The organism is Paenibacillus hebaui, assembly GCF_051934385.1.
In the GTDB taxonomy this organism is placed as follows: domain Bacteria; phylum Bacillota; class Bacilli; order Paenibacillales; family Paenibacillaceae; genus Paenibacillus.
Map to the genome: position 1 here is coordinate 5,631,965 of NZ_CP196836.1, position 19,057 is coordinate 5,651,021.

At 47.9% G+C, this 19,057-nt stretch carries 14 protein-coding genes and 1 other annotated feature; all 14 genes read right to left on the minus strand.

Annotation, left to right across the window (positions count from 1 at the left end):
• Positions 1-6: 6 nt before the first annotated feature.
• Positions 7-2,673, minus strand: a complete 2,667-nt coding sequence (locus tag ACR32F_RS25615) for a valine--tRNA ligase (protein WP_440112042.1) — start codon at positions 2,671-2,673, stop codon at positions 7-9.
• 59 nt (positions 2,674-2,732) lie between these two features.
• Positions 2,733-3,013: a binding site (T-box leader), on the minus strand.
• 155 nt (positions 3,014-3,168) lie between these two features.
• The gene (locus tag ACR32F_RS25620) at positions 3,169-4,740 is read right to left on the minus strand and encodes a LysM peptidoglycan-binding domain-containing protein (RefSeq protein WP_440112045.1); all 1,572 of its coding nucleotides are present in this window, start codon (positions 4,738-4,740) and stop codon (positions 3,169-3,171) included.
• A gap of 234 nt (positions 4,741-4,974) precedes the next feature.
• The gene (locus ACR32F_RS25625) at positions 4,975-5,880 is read right to left on the minus strand and encodes an RluA family pseudouridine synthase (RefSeq protein WP_440112048.1); all 906 of its coding nucleotides are present in this window, start codon (positions 5,878-5,880) and stop codon (positions 4,975-4,977) included.
• The gene (gene hemL, locus ACR32F_RS25630; protein ID WP_440112051.1) at positions 5,877-7,181 is read right to left on the minus strand and encodes a glutamate-1-semialdehyde 2,1-aminomutase; all 1,305 of its coding nucleotides are present in this window, start codon (positions 7,179-7,181) and stop codon (positions 5,877-5,879) included. Before hemL ends, ACR32F_RS25625 begins: the two co-directional genes overlap by 4 nt.
• A gap of 162 nt (positions 7,182-7,343) precedes the next feature.
• Positions 7,344-8,345: a porphobilinogen synthase gene (hemB, locus tag ACR32F_RS25635; protein ID WP_440112053.1), complete on the minus strand. Its 1,002-nt coding sequence runs from the start codon at positions 8,343-8,345 to the stop codon at positions 7,344-7,346.
• A 160-nt stretch (positions 8,346-8,505) separates the two neighbouring features.
• Positions 8,506-10,068: a uroporphyrinogen-III C-methyltransferase gene (gene cobA, locus ACR32F_RS25640; RefSeq protein ID WP_440112055.1), complete on the minus strand. Its 1,563-nt coding sequence runs from the start codon at positions 10,066-10,068 to the stop codon at positions 8,506-8,508.
• A gap of 4 nt (positions 10,069-10,072) precedes the next feature.
• Positions 10,073-11,029, minus strand: coding sequence for a hydroxymethylbilane synthase (gene hemC, locus ACR32F_RS25645; RefSeq protein WP_440112057.1), 957 nt, complete (start codon positions 11,027-11,029; stop codon positions 10,073-10,075).
• A 2-nt stretch (positions 11,030-11,031) separates the two neighbouring features.
• A complete protein-coding gene (locus ACR32F_RS25650) occupies positions 11,032-11,724 on the minus strand; it encodes a precorrin-2 dehydrogenase/sirohydrochlorin ferrochelatase family protein (protein WP_440112059.1) in 693 nt (230 codons plus the stop codon).
• The gene (gene ccsA, locus ACR32F_RS25655; protein WP_440112061.1) at positions 11,687-12,514 is read right to left on the minus strand and encodes a cytochrome c biogenesis protein CcsA; all 828 of its coding nucleotides are present in this window, start codon (positions 12,512-12,514) and stop codon (positions 11,687-11,689) included. Before ccsA ends, ACR32F_RS25650 begins: the two co-directional genes overlap by 38 nt.
• Before the next feature lie 14 nt (positions 12,515-12,528).
• A complete protein-coding gene (gene hemA / locus ACR32F_RS25660; protein ID WP_440112063.1) occupies positions 12,529-13,917 on the minus strand; it encodes a glutamyl-tRNA reductase in 1,389 nt (462 codons plus the stop codon).
• A 346-nt stretch (positions 13,918-14,263) separates the two neighbouring features.
• A complete protein-coding gene (gene speD, locus ACR32F_RS25665; RefSeq protein WP_440112065.1) occupies positions 14,264-14,662 on the minus strand; it encodes an adenosylmethionine decarboxylase in 399 nt (132 codons plus the stop codon).
• A 331-nt stretch (positions 14,663-14,993) separates the two neighbouring features.
• A complete protein-coding gene (locus tag ACR32F_RS25670; RefSeq protein WP_440112067.1) occupies positions 14,994-15,584 on the minus strand; it encodes a non-ribosomal peptide synthetase module in 591 nt (196 codons plus the stop codon).
• A gap of 268 nt (positions 15,585-15,852) precedes the next feature.
• Positions 15,853-16,512, minus strand: a complete 660-nt coding sequence (yihA, locus tag ACR32F_RS25675) for a ribosome biogenesis GTP-binding protein YihA/YsxC (protein ID WP_440112069.1) — start codon at positions 16,510-16,512, stop codon at positions 15,853-15,855.
• 155 nt (positions 16,513-16,667) lie between these two features.
• Positions 16,668-19,007 carry an endopeptidase La gene (gene lon / locus ACR32F_RS25680; protein ID WP_440112072.1) on the minus strand — a complete coding sequence of 780 codons (2,340 nt, stop codon included), beginning with the start codon at positions 19,005-19,007 and terminating at the stop codon, positions 16,668-16,670.
• Positions 19,008-19,057: the final 50 nt, after the last annotated feature.

Genomic DNA, 19,057 nt, shown 5'->3' on the forward strand with positions numbered 1-19,057 from the left:
AATATATTAACCTTTCAGTTCCTTGATTCGTGCAATCACCTTATCCCGTTTATCGGAATAATCTGCTTGCTTGGCGCGCTCTTCCTCAATAACTTTGGCAGGAGCTTTGGCAACAAAGCCCTCGTTCGCCAGCTTTTTCTCCACACGGAGTACTTCGCCCTCAAGGTTCTGCAACTCTTTCTCCAGGCGAGCCACTTCCTGTTCGATATCAATAAGACCTGCCAGCGGCAAGTACAGCTCTGCACCTGTAATAATTGCAGTCATTGCCTTATCCGGTGAACTTAGATCCAATCCACTGTCGAACTCGGACGTATTACAGAAACGCTTGATATAGTGGCTGTTACGTTCAATGATGCTGGAAGTCTCAGCACTATTCGCTTTGACCATCAATTCGATTTTCTTGCTCATAGGTACGTTTACTTCTGCACGAATGTTTCGAACAGCCCGAATGGTATCCATAAGCAGGTTCATCTCGGCAACGGCCTCAGGGTTCTCCAGCGCAGGATCATATACCGGCCAGGATGCCAATGTGATCGTCTCTCCTTCATGCGGCAGATGCTGCCAGATCTCTTCGGAGATGTATGGCATGAACGGATGAATTAGGCGCATTGTCTGATCCAGTACGTATGCAAGCACGGATTGTGTTTTCTTTTTGGCAACCGGATCTTCCCCATAGAAGGACAACTTCGCAAATTCAATATACCAGTCGCACAGGTCATCCCAGATAAAGTTATACAGTACACGGCCTGTTTCCCCAAATTCATACGCTTCGATTAGACGCGTAATATCACGGGAAGTTTCGTTCAGACGGTGCAAAATCCAATAATCCGCTGTTCCAAGCTCTCCACTAATATCACGCTCCTCATAGGTGAACCCTTCCAGATTCATCAGAGCAAAGCGTGATGCATTCCAAATTTTATTGGCAAAGTTACGAGCCTGCTCCACCCGCTCCCAGCGGAAACGAAGATCCTGTCCCGGCGTACTGCTGGTCGAAATCATGTAACGCATCGCATCTGCGCCGTATTTCTCAATCACATCCAGCGGATCTACACCATTACCAAGCGATTTGGACATTTTGCGTCCATCAGCATCACGAACAAGACCATGCATCAGCACATCCTTGAACGGAATTTCATCGGTAAATTCCAACGCAGTGAAAATCATGCGTGCAACCCAGAAATAGATGATGTCATAACCTGTCACAAGTACACTTGTTGGGTAATAACGTTTCAGATCCTCCGTATCTTCAGGCCAGCCTAACGTGGAAAACGGCCATAATCCGGAACTGAACCATGTATCCAGAACGTCTTCATCCTGTCTGAGCTTGCGTCCAGCGTTCTCTGGCAACGTCGTCGGATCTTCAGCAGATACGATGATTTCACCAGTCTCCTCATCATACCAGGCAGGAATACGGTGACCCCACCACAGTTGACGGGAAATACACCAGTCACGAACATTCTCTATCCAGTTCAAATAGGTTTTCTCAAAACGATCGGGAACAAAATTAACCCCTTCGCCGCTCTGTTGCTTCTGAATCGCTCTCTCCGCAAGTGGCTTCATCTCAACAAACCATTGGGTGGACAAATACGGCTCCACGACAGCTCCTGTCCGTTCGCTGTGTCCAACTTGGTGCATATGATCCTCGATGTTGATCAGTACACCCAGCTCCTGCAAATCAGCGACAATCTGCTTGCGGCAGTCACTGCGATCCAGTCCCTGATACTTGCCAGCTTCGGCATTCATTGTGCCGCTCTCATCCATTACCGTAATCTGAGGCAGATCATGACGAAGACCCACTTCGAAGTCATTCGGATCATGTGCAGGCGTAATTTTCACCGCACCACTACCAAAATCTTTGTCTACATACTCATCTGCAATGACAGGTATTTCCCGTCCAATGACAGGCAAGACAAGTGTTTTACCAATCATGTCTGCGTAGCGCTCATCCTTCGGATGAACAGCAACTGCCGTATCACCCAGCATCGTCTCTGGGCGAGTGGTTGCCACGGTGATGTGACCACTTCCGTCTTTGAGCGGATAACGCAGATGGTACAAGTGACCCTGAACTTCTTTATATTCAACCTCAATATCGGACAGCGCCGTCCGGTTCACCGGGTCCCAGTTAATGATCCGTTTACCGCGGTAAATGAGGCCTTTTTCATACAATTGAACAAACACTTTGCGTACAGCTTTGGACAAACCTTCGTCCAGCGTAAAACGCTCACGCGAGTAATCGAGCGACAGGCCCATTTTGCCCCATTGCTGACGAATGGTTGTGGCATATTGCTCTTTCCAATCCCACACCTTCTCCAAAAACTTCTCGCGACCCAGATCATAGCGAGTCAGGCCTTCTTCACGCAGCTTCTGCTCCACCTTGGTTTGGGTAGCGATCCCTGCATGGTCGGAACCCGGCAGCCAGAGTGCATCATAACCTTGCATCCGTTTCGTACGAATCAGGATATCCTGCAGTGTGAAGTCGAGCGCATGCCCGATGTGAAGCATCCCGGTTACGTTTGGCGGTGGAATTACAATTGTATAAGGTTCAGCATCTTTGCGTTGACCGGCCTTGAAGTATCCACGCTCCATCCAGGTGGAGTACCATTTCTGCTCCGCAGCTTTCGGATCATATGTGGTTGGCATTTCTGTTGCAGCTGGATTTTTTTGTTCAGACATGTGTCATTCCTCCGTTACTTAATCATCATCGCCAAAAAAACAAAAAAACCTTTCATCCATCAAAGGACGAAAGGTTAGCTTTCGCGGTACCACCTTTGTTTCACGCAGACAAAAGGATAGACTACAGCCTTTGCACTTACGTGACACTTCAAGCAGATAACGGCTGCTACCGGCCTATCCTACCTCAGGAATAGATAACAATGAATCCGATTCATTCCTTGTATTCAAACAGGCAACTCCCGGGCGACTTCGATCAGTTGGTTCCTGCGGAATTTCACAGCGCTGCAATTCCACTCTCTGAAAGGTCATACTGTCTACTACTCCCGTTCCACGTTGTTCTTCAAAAAACCTAAACACATCATACCCTGCCCGTGCGCGATAGTCAACCTGACAACAGCGGAAAAAGAGCGCTGCAATGCAGGTTAGGGGCGTTAAAAGCAAAAACCCACAATCCTCAGGGGAGAGCGGGCCAAAATAGTAGGTTCATTCAAAGGATTAAGGGATATATAAAATCTGTCCTTCTTCAACAATCTGCTCGGATAATCGGTTATACAACTGAAGCTCTCTTGTGCTCAATTGGTAGCGATCTGCAATCGTATCAAGCGTCTCTTCACGCTGTACAATACACAATTTCACCTTTCGGAACGGTGTCTGGTCTACAATGGTACCGAGAAACAGGTTCTTCCATTCCACATCATCGGGCCGATACGCTTCATCCTGAAGTACACCAGCAAGCGCTACTTCCTCCCGTTCCGCTTCGGCATCACGTGCCGCTTTGCCGGAAGATAACAAGGAGGAGATACCCACTCCTTCTTCCTGTCTTGGTGCGGATTCTCTTTTGCTGCCAAAAGCAACCTTAAGCTCCGGCTTGTCTTCCGTCTCGGCCACAGGTTCAGGGATGAAGGCTTCGGTGTGTGCCAACTCGTCTATACCTGTTGCTTCAAGGGGCGGCCGCTCTTCCTCCGAACTCCCTGGTTCAGATGCAGCGAATACATCCTGCCAGTTCTCTGCCTGTGAACTCACCGGATGATCAGCAACGGTCTGATCTTCCTGCTGGGGTACAGATCTCGCAGACTCAAAGTTCCATACGTTGGGTGCTAACGCCCCATCCCCTGATTGTGCCATTTGATCAGGACGTGCTTGACCTGAATTTGACGTGTTCGCCTGTAAGCTCTCCACGGATGGCTCGGACCATACAGACGACTCTTCTTCGAGAGGCAGCAAAGGTTCAGATTCAGGGTAAGAAGCTAATCTGTCAGCCGTCTCGGCCATAAATGATGAAATGGGGGAAGGCGTATTGTACAGCTCATTCGATGCCGATTCATCCTCATTGGCGGTCAAGGACGAGATTTCTTCGTTTGAAGCCGGTATCCTGCCTTGTTCTGCGTATTCGGCTCCCTGCTCCGGTGACTGCACCTGTTCGGGCACGGTCTGAGCCCATTGATCAGGCTGTAACTCATCCGCGGCACGCAACGTCTCTTCCGCCGAAAGATGATTATGATTAGCAAATTCCGGGGCACCATATGCAAGTTCTGCTGCATTCGCAAGTCTTTCTTCCTCACTCCGCTGGAGCAGATACTCTTGTGCAAATGCATTGGAATCGCTGCCTGTCTGCTGTGCTTCATCGGAACGGTTGCCCTGTTGAGGGTCAGGTGAATGAACGACGGTAAATTCATCTGCTGACCATACCTGTGGTTCTTCCACCGGAAAGCCTTCAATACCGCGAAGCGATAACACGCCTGTAATGTTCAGACTGCGACTGGATAACAGATCCACGTCAAAATTTTCGATCTCAATGGAAATATCCTCTATCGATCTTACCCGGTTCAGGGGCACCGTGATCTCCACCGGAATAAAATGTTTAAGTTCCTCCGAGATCTCGTTCTCTCCCCGGTACGCACCTGTAAGCAAAAGATGCCCTCTTAACGTGGCATGATCATCCTGACCAATGACTTGAATACGCGGGTATAGTTCAATTTCCTCCAATTCCTCAATAGCAGGGACTCCCTCAGACAAATGAACGCGCTCATAAATATCGAACCGCAAACCATAAGGTTGATTCAACAAAGGTAGCGTCCTCCTTTCGGCATATGTTCACCATGATTCTTTTCATGGGGCAGATCCATGGTCCAAATCCTTCGTTACCCCATCTATATGCCTTGAATGAGATGAGCATGCCATCTTTTGAGAAACCTTGCTATATATGTTCACCTCATGATTATTTACACTGTCACTCCAATGACAGAACAACCTTCTGATCGCTGTTATCGTGTAAATATGTAGTTGAACTTATATAGTGTATTAGTACGTCCCTTCGCGCTCTGCCAATTGTACAAAATCGGACGGCCAAGGGTCGTTCACCTCAATTTTTGCTCCGGTTAGTGGATGACTAAAAACAAGGAGTTCACCATGCAGCGCCTGCCGCCTGATAACATCCGCTCTGCCTCCATATAGCTTATCACCAATGAGAGGATGTCCAGTATAACTCAGATGTACACGGATCTGGTGTGTGCGTCCTGTATCCAGCGTCAGTCGAACAAGGGTAGCTCTCCCCCAGACCTCCACGATCTCTACATGGGTAACGGCTTCCTGCCCGCCTTCCGAGACACGTCTGCGTTGCTTGTGATGTCTGTCTTTGCCAATTGGGGCATCAATCACCTTGAGTTCAGGGGATACCTGCCCGCCAGTGATGGCTACATAATGCCGGCCAATCTCTTTCCGGCGCATCGCTTCATCCAGCTTGGCTAGAGCAAAAGCATTTTTAGCATATAAGACAGGTCCCGTTGTATCCTCATCCAGTCGATGAACATGGCGTACACTCGCCTGAATGTCGTTCATTTCATAGTATGCGGCAACCGCATGATCCAGCGTAATCGTATGATCCAACCGGCTTCCATCCGGATGTAACTTCATGCCTGCCGGTTTGTGCATAACCAGGCAAAAATCGTCCTCATACAGAACAACTATATCAGCCCAACGAGGCTCAACATCGATCGGTTGGGACGCAAAAAGGGCCAGCCGAAGCCGGTCCCCTGCGAGTTGTATACCATGGTTTACTTTGAGCTGACGCAACAATTTTTCGGGAAACTGAAGCTCAGACAGCAGCCATTGCTCTGCAGCCATCTGTTTGTCCGAACTGCCTGTTACGGCTTTGCCTGGCATCAGCTCAAGCCATTCACCACGACGCTTCCAACTTTTTATCGTCATAGCGACTGAAGAGACTTACGGTTTGCTTCAATCGTATCGTCAATATCCTGTTCCGTATGCACACCGGAGACAAACATGCCTTCGTATTGGGAAGGAGCCACACTGACACCATGATCAATCATCGCTGCAAAGTAACGACGGAATTGATCCAGATTGCTTTCTTTGGCAATATCATAGTTGGTCACCGGAACCGCACTGAAAAATGGACAAACCATGGAGCCAACACGGTTAATCGTTACCGCGACTCCCGCCTCTGCAGCATTCTTTTCAAAGCCGGCTTGTAGACGTGCGGACAGTGTCTCTAGACGGTCGTAGACCTCCGGTGTTAACAATTTGAGTGTGGTATATCCTGCCGCCATAGCCAGCGGATTGCCGCTCAATGTACCTGCCTGATAGATCGGTCCTGTCGGTGCAATCTGCTCCATCAGATCACGTCTGCCACCATACGCACCTACCGGAAGTCCACCACCGATAACTTTACCCAGGCAAGTCAGGTCAGGCGTAACCCCGTACCTTCCCTGAGCACAGTTCAACCCTACGCGGAAACCGGTCATGACTTCGTCAAAAATGAGCAGGCTGCCATATTGAGTCGTCAAGTTGCGCAAGCCTTCAAGAAAACCGGAAGCCGGAGGGACAACGCCCATATTACCAGCAACTGGCTCTACAATGATGGCTGCCAGTTCTTCACCGTAACGTTCAAAAGCCAATCTTACGGACTCCAGATCATTATAAGGCACCGTGATCGTATTCACTGCTACGCCTTCGGGTACTCCCGGACTGTCCGGCAGACCCAGCGTTGCAACACCTGATCCAGCCTTGATCAGCAGGCTGTCTGCATGTCCATGATATGATCCTTCAAACTTCAGAATTTTACTGCGTCCTGTTACCCCGCGTGCCAGTCGAATGGCACTCATCGTTGCTTCCGTACCGGAATTCACCATTCGCACGACATCGATGGAAGGTACACGCTCGCAGACCAGTTTCGCCATCTCGGTCTCCAGCAAAGTCGGTGCACCAAAGCTTGTTCCTTTAAGGGCTGTCTCACGCAAAGCTTCTACAACTTCAGGATGCGCATGTCCCATGATAAGCGGACCCCACGATCCCACGTAGTCGATAAAAACATTGCCATCAATATCATAGATTTTGCAGCCTTCTCCGCGCTCTGCGTAGATCGGGGTAAGTCCTACGGATTTGAACGCCCGAACCGGACTGTTCACACCTCCTGGTATGTACTGCTTCGCTTCTTCAAATGCGCTGCGTGAGCGCTCATCATTGCGACGATTGCCTTGTTGTACAGTCATGAATATCCTCCTTAATGTAAAGGCCCCGCTTGCATCTAGGATATGGAAGATGAGGTACATGGACTTCATCCATACCGCCACATTTTCAAGTCAGGCGGGGCCTTGGTATATGTTTGAACCAATAAGTCTCAACTCTTGACCAGACATTTGATTACAACGAGCTTATTTCTCAGCTAACCAGCGTGAGGCATCTTTGCCATAGTACGTAATGATCATATCCGCACCCGCGCGTTTCATGCTGAGCAGAATCTCCATGGCGACTTTCTTCTCATCAATCCAGCCTTGAATCGCCGCAGCCTTCACCATGGCATACTCGCCACTTACGTTATAGGCGACAAGCGGAAGATCGAATTGATCCTTGATTGTACGCATGACATCCAGATAGGAAAGTGATGGTTTCACCATCAACATATCCGCTCCTTCCAGCACATCCGTTTCGGCTTCGCGCAAGGCTTCACGTGCATTGGCAGGGTCCATCTGATATGACTTGCGGTCCCCGAATTGTGGTGTTGAATCCGCCGCTTCACGGAATGGGCCATAGAATGCCGACGCGTATTTCACGGAATAGGACATAATCGGAATGTGACTGAATCCATTCTCATCCAGCCCCGCACGGATCGCTTGTACAAATCCATCCATCATGTTGGATGGTGCAATGATATCTGCTCCTGCCTTGGCTTGGGACACCGCGGTTTGCACGAGCAGATCCAGTGATTCATCATTCAGTACATCCCCGCAGATGTGTCCGTCAATTTCAATGGTGTGTACCATACCACAGTGACCGTGATCCGTGAATTCACACAGACAAGTATCTGCAATAACCAACAGCTCTGGATACCAGGATTTGATCAATCTCGTGGCTTCCTGCACAATACCATCTTCTGCAAAACCAGACGAACCCACACTGTCTTTGGTCTCAGGAATACCGAACAATAGCACGGCTGGAATTCCCAGCTCGGCAATTTCCGTCACTTCTTCCTGAAGACGATCCAACGAGAAGCGGAACACCCCGGGCATGGACTTGATTTCAGATTTTACATTTTCACCATAAGTCACATAAATCGGTTGAATAAAGTCATCTACTGTTAAATGGGTCTCTCTGACCATATTGCGAATACCTGTAGATTGACGTAAGCGGCGATGCCGTACAATAGGAAAACTCATGCGTGTAAAACCTCCCTGTAAATTAAATAGAGCAAAAAGGGAAGCGCGCTGGTATCATAACGAATTCAGCACGCTTCATATGTCGGCATATTGCATATGGATTAATCCGTTAAGCACTATGGATGCTATTTGTTCCAATCGCTATTCGTTGATCTGGCACTTAATGCGGAAGAGCGCCCTCTCTGGTGCCTGTCCGTTTCCAATTACACAGAACAGTGATCATGCTATCTATCGTAGCTTCCTCTGCCATTAATGTGACATGTAGTCCAGCCGCCTCTGCCGTCTTGGCTGTAACAGGTCCAATACAGGCAACCTCCACACCTTTCAGTAAAGGAAGAGGATCTTGCAATCCCATACGTTTCAACATGCTCATGAAGTTGGTGACCGTCGATGAACTTGTAAATGTCATCGCATGAATGCCGCCTTCTTCAAGCAGCTTGAGCAGTTCATCATCATCCTCACCAGCCAGGATCGTATCGTAGATGATGGCTTCAGTGACATGAACTCCTCTTTCTCTCAACTGCTCAGGTAACCAAGTACGTGCCAGATTTCCGTGTGGAAGCAATACTTTCTGGCCTGCCTTCAACTCACTTTCAAAAGCCTCAAGCATACCTTCAGCCTGGAAAGGACCTTTGACGACCTCCGCAACGATGCCATGTTTACGCAAAGCATCTGCTGTAGAAGGTCCCACGGCAGCAATTCTCGCTTGATGAATGGAGCGAATGTCCTTGCCTTCCTGTTCCAGGTGGCGGAAGAAAAACTCCACTCCGTTTACACTTGTGAAAAACACCCAATCAAAGGTATTTAAAACACCGAAGGCGTCTTTGACACTTTGTTGCGCAGATTCACTAGACGGCATGACCGTTTCAATGACTGGAAACTCATACGGCTCTCCGCCGAGTTCCTCAATGCGATTCACCAGTTCACTCGCCTGACTGCGAGCACGTGTCACCAGAATTCGTTTGCCAAACAGCGGCAGCGCTTCTGCCCATTTCAGCTGTTCTCGTTGATTCACGACATCACCCACCACAATAACAGCTGGCGGTTGGAAATTGGCCGCGATCACTTTCCCTTCTATATCTTCAAGGGTACCTGTAATGGTTTCCTGTTCCGCTCGTGTTCCCCAACGAATTAGAGCTACCGGTGTTTGCGCTGGACGACCATGACGAATCAACTGTTCACTGATATATCCAATTTTGGCAACCCCCATCATAAATACAAGTGTGCCCGTTGCATTCGTCACTTTATCCCAATGGATGCTGCGATCAAGCTTGTCCGGACTTTCATGCCCCGTAATGATAGAAATGGAGGACGCATAATCGCGGTGAGTCACGGGAATTCCGGCATAAGCAGGTACACTTATTGCAGCTGTTACTCCAGGTACTATCTCAAAAGGAATACCGTTTTTGTGCAGCAAGTCCGCCTCTTCGCCCACGCGTCCAAAGATGGTTGGATCGCCACCCTTGAGCCGAACCACAACCTTGCCTTCAAGTGCCAGATCAACCAACAGTTGATTGATTTCTTCCTGCTTCATTGTATGCCGATCCGGTCGCTTGCCCACGTAAATTTTGACTGCACCGGGCTTCATTTGTTTCAACAATCTCGGACTTGCCAATCGATCATAAACTACAGCATCGGCCTTACCAATGGATTCCCAACCTTTTACCGTAATCAGCTTTGCATCCCCAGGACCTGCCCCTACCAAAAAGACCTTTCCCACCATGTCTTCATCCCCTAACTTCTGCCAATATCTGTTCTGCTCCCCGTTCAATAAGTCTCCAGGCCACTTCTTCTCCCAGACGAACCGGATCTTTGCCAGTCAGAGCTTCCTTCAGAATCAGTCCACCATCCGGCGTACCGACCATACCTGTTAATTGTAACGTGTTTTCTCCATTCAGGGAATCTGCATCCTGCTGAGGCACCCATACGGCATGAGCACCAATCGGAACCTGACAGCCTCCATTTAATACACTGAGAAAACGGCGTTCCGCCTGTACAGGAAATGCTGTCTCCGGATCGTTATACAGCTGCAACAAGTGCAACAGTTCCTCATCGTCTTCACGACATTCGATACCAAGCGCGCCCTGCCCCACTGCCGGAAGACAAGCGGTCTCGGTCAGGTACTCTGTAATCCGGTCTTCCCAGCCCATTCGGTACAATCCTGCAGCAGCCAGAATAATCGCATCCAGCCCTTCGGTCTCCAGCTTCCGCAGACGGGAATCGATATTGCCGCGAAGAGATTCCAATTGCAAATCTGGGCGATAGGCCTTCAATTGACTGGAGCGACGCAGGCTGCTTGTCCCGACTCTGGCACCCTCAGGCAACTGATCCAAAGTAAGTCCACCATTGGAAATCAGTGCATCCCGTGGATCCGCACGGCGAGGAACAGCGCCATTGATTAATCCTTCTGGTAACTCGGAAGGCATATCCTTCATGCTATGGACAGCCATATCTATGGTGCAATCAAGCATCGCCTGTTCAATCTCTTTGACAAACAATCCTTTGCCTCCAACTTTGGACAACGTTACATCCAGAATGAGATCTCCCTTTGTAACAATCTTATGTACTTCAAAGTCAAATGCTAATCCTTCTCGCTCACAAATGTCGCGCAAATCCTGAATGACATGGCCTGTCTGGGTTAGCGCAAGTGCGCTCTGTCTGCTTCCAACTTTAATTGTACGCATATCTACACTTCCTCCTGATTACGGGATATCCAGTCCCCGATTTCTTCTTCTGTCCACCACTGGAAATGGCCTGTGCGAATATCTTCTAATATGTGCATTTCAGTTAAACGCCGGAGTAAAGTCCTTCTGAGACTCGGAGAGGATACGCGTAATTTCACCTCAGACCTCATCTGGTGCAAAAACTCAAGATACATCTCATATTCATCTCCGAACTGTTGTTCGAGTGTGGCACGTATCTCAGCAGCCGCCGCAGGTCCTGCTCCAGCTGTCGAGATGGCTATGCTTAATCTCCCTCGTCTGACAACGCTTGGTGTTATAAAGCTACTTTGTTCCGAAGACATGGCATCATTCACCAGTATGCCCGCAGTCTCAGCATCCCGAACCACGGTTGTATTAACCTCTGAGCGGTCAGTCACTGCATATACGAGAAAGGCCCCCCGCAAATCTCCATTGCGGTAGGACCGGGCTATCCATTGAATTCGGGATTCATGATGCAGTTGTTTCAATACAGGAGTAAGCTCCGGACTAATAACCGTAATCTGTGCCTCGGCATGTAGTAATCCCTTTATTTTACGTTCGGCAACACGTCCGCCTCCAACCACGCAACACGTCTTACCCGATGTATTTACAAAGATTGGCGTGTAGCGGTCCATACCTTCACTCTCCTGTCCAACGATGAAACGCAGAATACGCATTGGATAAAAAACTCATAATGACAAAGCCATATCCAATCAATGTCCATCTTGCCATAATGATGGTTGAGAACTGTTTTTTTCTCGTAGAGACGAAGTAGCCAATATAGATCGCTATAGCCAGTCCCGTTGCCATAACTTTAAGATCCAACAGCAGAATCCAGCGCGTTTCCGCCACAATGGATAATACCGCAAGCATAATAGAAACACCAAGCAGAGGTGTGCCGATCAGTGTAGCACCATCCATATACTTCCCGATCACCTCTAGACTTGGCAGACGCCGGACCGTATCGTTCCAGTTCTTGTTCTTCAGTTTTCGATGCAGGAACAGATACAACATCGCAAATACAGCAGCCACGGTCAGGGCCGCAAAACCGAGATTAGCAAGTGTGATATGCATAATCAGCAGTCCATGAACGGTTTGCCAATTGTGCAGTGATATCTCTCCTGCTGTGAACCATAACCGGTTTAATACCGTAACCGAGAAACCGACAACGTTGAGCAACAAGATGACAAATTCTGAACGCTGGATGCGCGTCATCACCAATGACATCATTACAATACTAAATGTAAATATAAACAAGAAATCAAATGTGGTGTAGATGGGGAAGTGTCCTTCAATCCACATGCGCAAGATGACATGAATGACTTGAAGCACCCACACAACAACAAGAAACCCTGTGCCTGTCCGCTTCGCCCCCGCATTGCGTCGAATGCAGTCCGAGAAATAGAACAGTAGGCTCAGGGCATACATATAGATCAGAACCTCATAGATTTGTTCAGCAAGGGTCAAGCTGCCCACCCGCCTTATACGCCTGCCGGAGCATAAGCCGGCACGGGGTCTTGCCGGGTATCGTTCAGATGAACGGCGGATGATTTGCGCAGAGCCGTAGCATCACTCTGATTTACCTTCTCAGCGGCAATCTCTACTGTATCCTCCAGAGCAAAAATCTGAGTAAACATGCGCAGAGCTTCATCACCGTGCTTCGTACCTGCCATTTCCTTGATCCGATTAATCGGATCTGTCGTCATTTGATTCACGATGCTCTTGGTCAGACGACGGATGACTTTACGTTGGTGTTCATCCAGATCAGGCAACTTGTTGAACAGACTATCCATCGTTTCTTCATGAATGGAAGCACCTTTCTCCTGCAAAGCCCGAATGACGGGACGAACGCCCAATGTTTTGAGCCATTGATAATAATCTTGCATCTCAAGCTCAATCATTTTCTCAATCTTGGCTGCCTCCACCTTACGCATCTCCAGATTGCTCTCTACGATTCCCTCCAGATCATCAATATCATAAAGGAATACGTTGGATATCTCCCCAATCGCCGGATCAATATCCCTTGGAACAGCAATATCAATCAGGAACAATGGACGCGATTGACGACGCTTCATGCTCTCACGAACAACGGTGGCATCAAGCACATACCGTTCAGCCCCAGTCGAACTGATAACAATATCAACTTCGTTTAATCGTTCTAATGCCTGTTCCATTGTACAAGGCGTGCCCCGGAACTTGGCAGCCAATTCCTCGGCTCGTGCAAGCGTACGATTCGCTACGATCACTTCAGAAGCTCCATTGGCATAGAGATGTTTCACTGTAAGTTCACTCATCTTGCCAGCACCCAGAATCAGTACCTTCTTGTCTGTGAACATACCAAAGATGCGCTTACCCAACTCAACAGCAGCATAACTGACGGATACGGCACTTTCACCGATCGAAGTTTCCGAATGAGCTCGTTTACCTAAAGTAACAGCCTGCTTAAACAGCATGTTAAACCAAGTGCCTGTCGACTTCTCTTCCTGAGCTTTGAAAAAAGCCTGCTTCACCTGTCCAAGAATCTGAGTCTCACCAATGACCATAGAGTCCAGTCCGCAAATGACACGGAATAAATGGCGCATAGCTTGATCATCTTCATATATATATAAGTGTTGCGTAAATTCTTCCCGTGGTACATTAAACCATTGTTCCATGAATGTCCGAATAAAATAACCACACATGTGAAGACGGTCTACCACAACATACAACTCGGTACGGTTACATGTGGCTACGATTACACCTTCCAATACACTCTTGGTCAGCTTGAGCTGCTGCAGCGCTTCAGACAAGTCCTTTTCTGCAAATGTGAATCGTTCCCTAACCTCTACAGGCGCCGTGCGATAATTCAAACCAACGACAACGATGTGCATTGCAAGTTCACCTGCCTAATAAATTTCCAATCAAAGTGCTTACTACATATGTCTATCCATTTATGATTGACATGGTTAATTATATCACACATCCATACGGTGACCGGGCCATTTTTATGAAATGTTTATGAAATTCCGGTGTACATTATCTTATGCATTGTCATTTATGGTAGTGTCTCACCAAAGTTCACCGTTATGCGTTATACACTTGTTTAAAAATGAAGATTCATGAACAATCGAATATAAAACAAATAGCCATGGAGAATTCCATGACTATATAGGGTTTGAGATGATCATGCGTTCCATCCCGATATGTGAACATTGTTCATGTCTTGTGTTTAGCTCATTATACCATTTCGATCTGTTTCATTTCAGGTGTTTCAACTTGCAATTCGCCCAATCCACGTACGAGTTTCTTTGCATACGTTTTTTCCGGTTTCAATACGGATACCAGGTAGTCAATGGCCAGTTGTGGGTCTACCGTCTCCCCGCAAGTGTAACAATCAATCGCCGCAAACCCTCTCTCAGGATATGTGTGAATCGAGAGATGGCTCTCAGACAGTAGTACAAGCACTGTCGCTCCTTGTGGATCAAACTGCTTGGATTGTACGGACATTACTGTCGCGCCACATGCCTCCGCTGCTTCAACCATTTGGGCTTGCAAATACTCCGCACTGTTCAGTAGATCAAAGTCGACACCCCAAGCATCAACAGCAACGTGTCTTCCGAAAGTTGAATATTCCATCCTTCGGTTCCCCCTTCCTAGGAATAAAATGTTTGAAAAAATTTCATCCGCTAGGACCTACGTCATTCACTTCCCGAGGGAATAATCTCTCGCAACATATAATGTCCTGAGTGAATCCTGGTTCCTATATTCTTTTCAACGAGATTAAAAATAACATTGATCCAAAAGTAATGCAACCCTTTTTCAGAAGTTTAAAAAATAAATAATTTTATAGCGAAATAAACTCCCTCAAACTATAAAAACCCTTACTGCTTCAGCGTTGGCAAGCGCCACCGTCCAGAAGCAGTAAAGGTTTTTATTAGGATAACACCTGTATGACTTCACCTTCAAATTAATAAGCTTCAAGCTCAAACAGCCGTTTTTGGTGGTGAGCAAGCTTCACATCGATCTGATGGATTTGTTCAGGAATAGAAACATCTTTTCTTGCATCCAGTAGTGCATCAATCTCGGCGTATGCACGGTTAATCTCGCGCTCTACATCCCGAGCCTGGAACAAACGCTGCAATTCGAGCAATGTATTTTTGTATTCGTAGATGACACGGGTATTCTCCCCGGTCTGCTCCACAATTTTACGGACAGAGCCTTGAGCGTAAACATACATCATCGTGAACTCTTCATAAATGCGATGAACTGCGCCGTCTCCCTTGAAGGCCGTAAAGAGCTTCCGGACTACGTTGGTCAGATGATGGTTTACCAGGCGGCAAGATAACTCACAGATATAAAACCCTTCAAGCCGGTCAAAAGGGAAATGAACTTCTTCTCCACTCACATCCGCCAGCACAATCTCTTGGCAGCCATTCTCCAGCACCTTCACACGATGATGAATTCGGCCATCCTCTGTCATGCGCAAAAACTGATGCATCTGGGGTTCTGACAATTTTAAAGTGGCTTTAACATACTCTGTGGCTAACCGCTGAGCCATACAAATCTCCTCAATTCTTTCCCGATTGTTTTGCCTTCCTGCACATGTGGCAGTGATCTCAAAATTCTTCAGGCCGGCAAGGCCGGTATTTTTGGTACTGTTGGCACAAATGCCCTGTGATCATTATACACCACCGCAACCCTATTTCGCTCCAGACGGAAACGATGAATTCTGACGAAAATCCATAAAAAACGGATTCATCCCTGATCTCATCAAAGATTCACCCGGGTTGCTCACTTTCCTGTATAAAAAAGGCGTAATCCCTTGCTCATCCGTTAATTTCGTTGTTTTCTTCCTCTACAGGAGTACCCTCTGCATTAAGTGCTTCTGGTGCATACTTATCTATGCGGGCATGGCGGGTGATGATGTCCCATAACTCTTCCTTCCCCAATCCTTCTTCGGATGAAAAGGGTACAAACAGATCCCCGGAACGAATATCCAGAGCTTCCTTGATCACTTTAAGATGTTTGGCTCTGCGTGTTTTGGGGATCTTGTCCATCTTGGTTGCAACTACAACTAGTGGTAGTCCTTTATGACGAAGCCATTCATTCATCATCTTGTCCTCTTTGGACGGTTCGTGTCTCATATCCACCATCTGCATGACCAGTTTCAATTCCTCGCGACCCAGCAAGTATTTTTCCATCATTTTGCCCCAGGCGAAGCGTTGCTCTTTCGAAACTTTAGCGTAACCATAGCCCGGGAAATCCACGAAGTAGAGATCCTGATTGATCTTGTAATAGTTCAATTGCTGCGTCTTACCGGGGGTTGAACTTGTGCGTGCCAGATTTTTGCGGTTAATCAAGCGGTTGATCAGGGAAGATTTCCCCACATTGGAGCGTCCCGCCAAGGCAATCTCCGGCAGGCCGTCCTCGGGGTATTGTTCAGGCCGGACGGCGCTGATAATAAATTCAGATTGATTTACTTTCATAATGTATCTTTCCTCTCTTAACTCCTATGCTCTTACTGAAGCTGTTGATCGTATTATGCCATGGATTGTTCTATCATACCAAAAAAACCGTTCCAACGGACGCCGAAGCTGCCGCAGAACGGTTTACTCTTCATACGATCCCTCGGCTACATGGGCTACAGGCGAATTCCTACCTGCTCAACAAGTGCATGTTCCAGCACCTGATCCATATGGGCTACGGGGACAAATTCCACATCTTCCTTGATGCTGTCCGGAATATCCCCCAGGTCCCGTTCGTTATCCTTGGGCAATAATATTTTTTTGTAACCGGCACGGTGGGCCGCCAGCGACTTTTCCTTTAGACCACCGATAGGCAGCACACGTCCACGCAGCGTTATTTCGCCCGTCATGGCAACGTCCTTAGACACACGTTTGTTCGTCAATGCAGAGATCAACGCCGTTGCCATCGTAATTCCAGCAGAGGGTCCATCCTTCGGAATGGCTCCTTCCGGAACGTGGATATGGATATCGTTCTTCTCGTGGAAGTCGGTCGCAATCCCCAGCTGTGTAGCTTTGGAGCGGGTGTAGCTGAATGCCGCCTGAGCCGACTCCTTCATGACATCTCCCAATTTACCTGTCAACGTCAGCTTGCCCGTTCCTGGTACAACGGTAACTTCAATAACGAGCGTGTCTCCACCGACTTCAGTCCATGCAAGGCCCGTAACGGTACCAATCTGATCTTCCAATTCGGCCATGCCGTAGCGGAACTTACCCGGTCCAAGGTAATCTTTGACTTCATCCGTTGTAATAATGATCTGACCTTCCAGACCAGACACGATGTTCTTCGCCGCTTTCCGGCACAAGGATGCCATCTGCTGTTCCAGATTCCGCACACCAGACTCTCGTGTATATTCACGAATGACACGCAGCAAGCTGTCATCTGGAATTTGCAGTTGATCCTCTTCCAAGCCATGATCCTTCTTTTGCTTTGGTAACAAATAATTTTTGGCGATTTGCTGCTTCTCCAGCTCCGTATATCCTGGAATATTGAGCATCTCCATCCGGTCCAGTAGCGGACGTGGAATGTTATGCACAGTGTTGGCTGTTGTAACAAACATCACGTTGGATAAGTCAAACGGCAACTCTACAAAGTGATCGCTAAACGTATTGTTTTGTTCTGGATCAAGAACCTCCAGTAACGCTGCTGAAGGATCTCCGCGGAAGTCTGCGGCCATCTTGTCGATCTCATCCAACAAGAAAACAGGGTTCAGTGAACCTGCCGTTTTCATGCCCTGAATGATACGACCAGGCATGGCGCCAACATAGGTACGACGATGTCCCCGAATCTCTGCTTCATCCCGCACACCACCCAAGGAAATTCTTACAAATTCCCGTCCAAGTGATCTGGCAATGGAACGAGCAAGGGACGTTTTGCCGACTCCCGGAGGTCCTACAAGGCACAATATTGGTCCTTTGAGCTTTTTCACCAGCTTCTGAACAGCCAGATATTCTAACACACGTTCTTTCGGCTTTTCCAAACCGTAATGATCGGCATTAAGCACATCTTCAGCCTTCTGGATATCCAGATCATCCGTTGTCATCTGGCTCCAAGGCAGCCCAAGCAGCCAATCCACATAGTTGCGAATCACTCCGCCTTCGGCAGAGCTTGATGGCATTTTCTCCAGTCGATCAATTTCTTTCTCGACTTTTTCCTTAACCTTGTCCGGCAAGCCAAGGGCCTCCATCTGATTGCGAAGTTCCTCGACCTCACCCGCACGGCCCTCTTTCTCACCGAGTTCTTTCTGAATCGCCTTCATCTGCTCACGCAGATAATATTCCTTCTGGGTCTTCTCCATCTGTTTTTTCACACGCTGGCTGATTTTGCGTTCAAGTTCCAGCACTTCCCGCTCATTGTTCAGGATGTCCAGTAACTTCTCCAGCCGCTCACGTACGTCGATGGTTTCCAGAATCTCCTGTTTGTCCTTGATTTTAAGGGACAGGTGACTTGTAATTACATCAGCCAGACGACCCGGTTCTTCGATGTCAGACACGGCCGCAAGTGTCTCTGGTGTAACTTTTTTGGACAGATTAATATAATTCTCGAACTGGTTCAGAACTGTTCGCATCAGTGCATCCGTCTCCGGATGGCTGTTCTCCTCTTCAGGAAGTTCTTGTGCCAGTACTTCGTAATATTCTTCATTGTCCGTATATTGAATGATTTCAGCCCGTTCCAAGCCTTCCACAAGTACACGAATCGTGCCGTTAGGAAGCTTCAGCATCTGTCTGACTTTGGCTACGGTTCCGATTCTGAATATATCCTCTTGTGTTGGTTCTTCAATATTTACCTCGGCTTGGGAACATAGGAGAATCAAATGTTCTTCTACCATCGCTTTTTCTAAAGCCTTGACCGATTTCTCCCGGCCCACATCGAGATGCAGTACCATACTCGGGTAGACGAGAAGTCCTCTTAAAGGCAGTAAAGGAAAACGACGACCTTTCGCTTTGCTCGGTCCCATCGCTTTCGCACCTCCAATGGCTCTCAGGTTGTAGTCATTCATTATTCTAT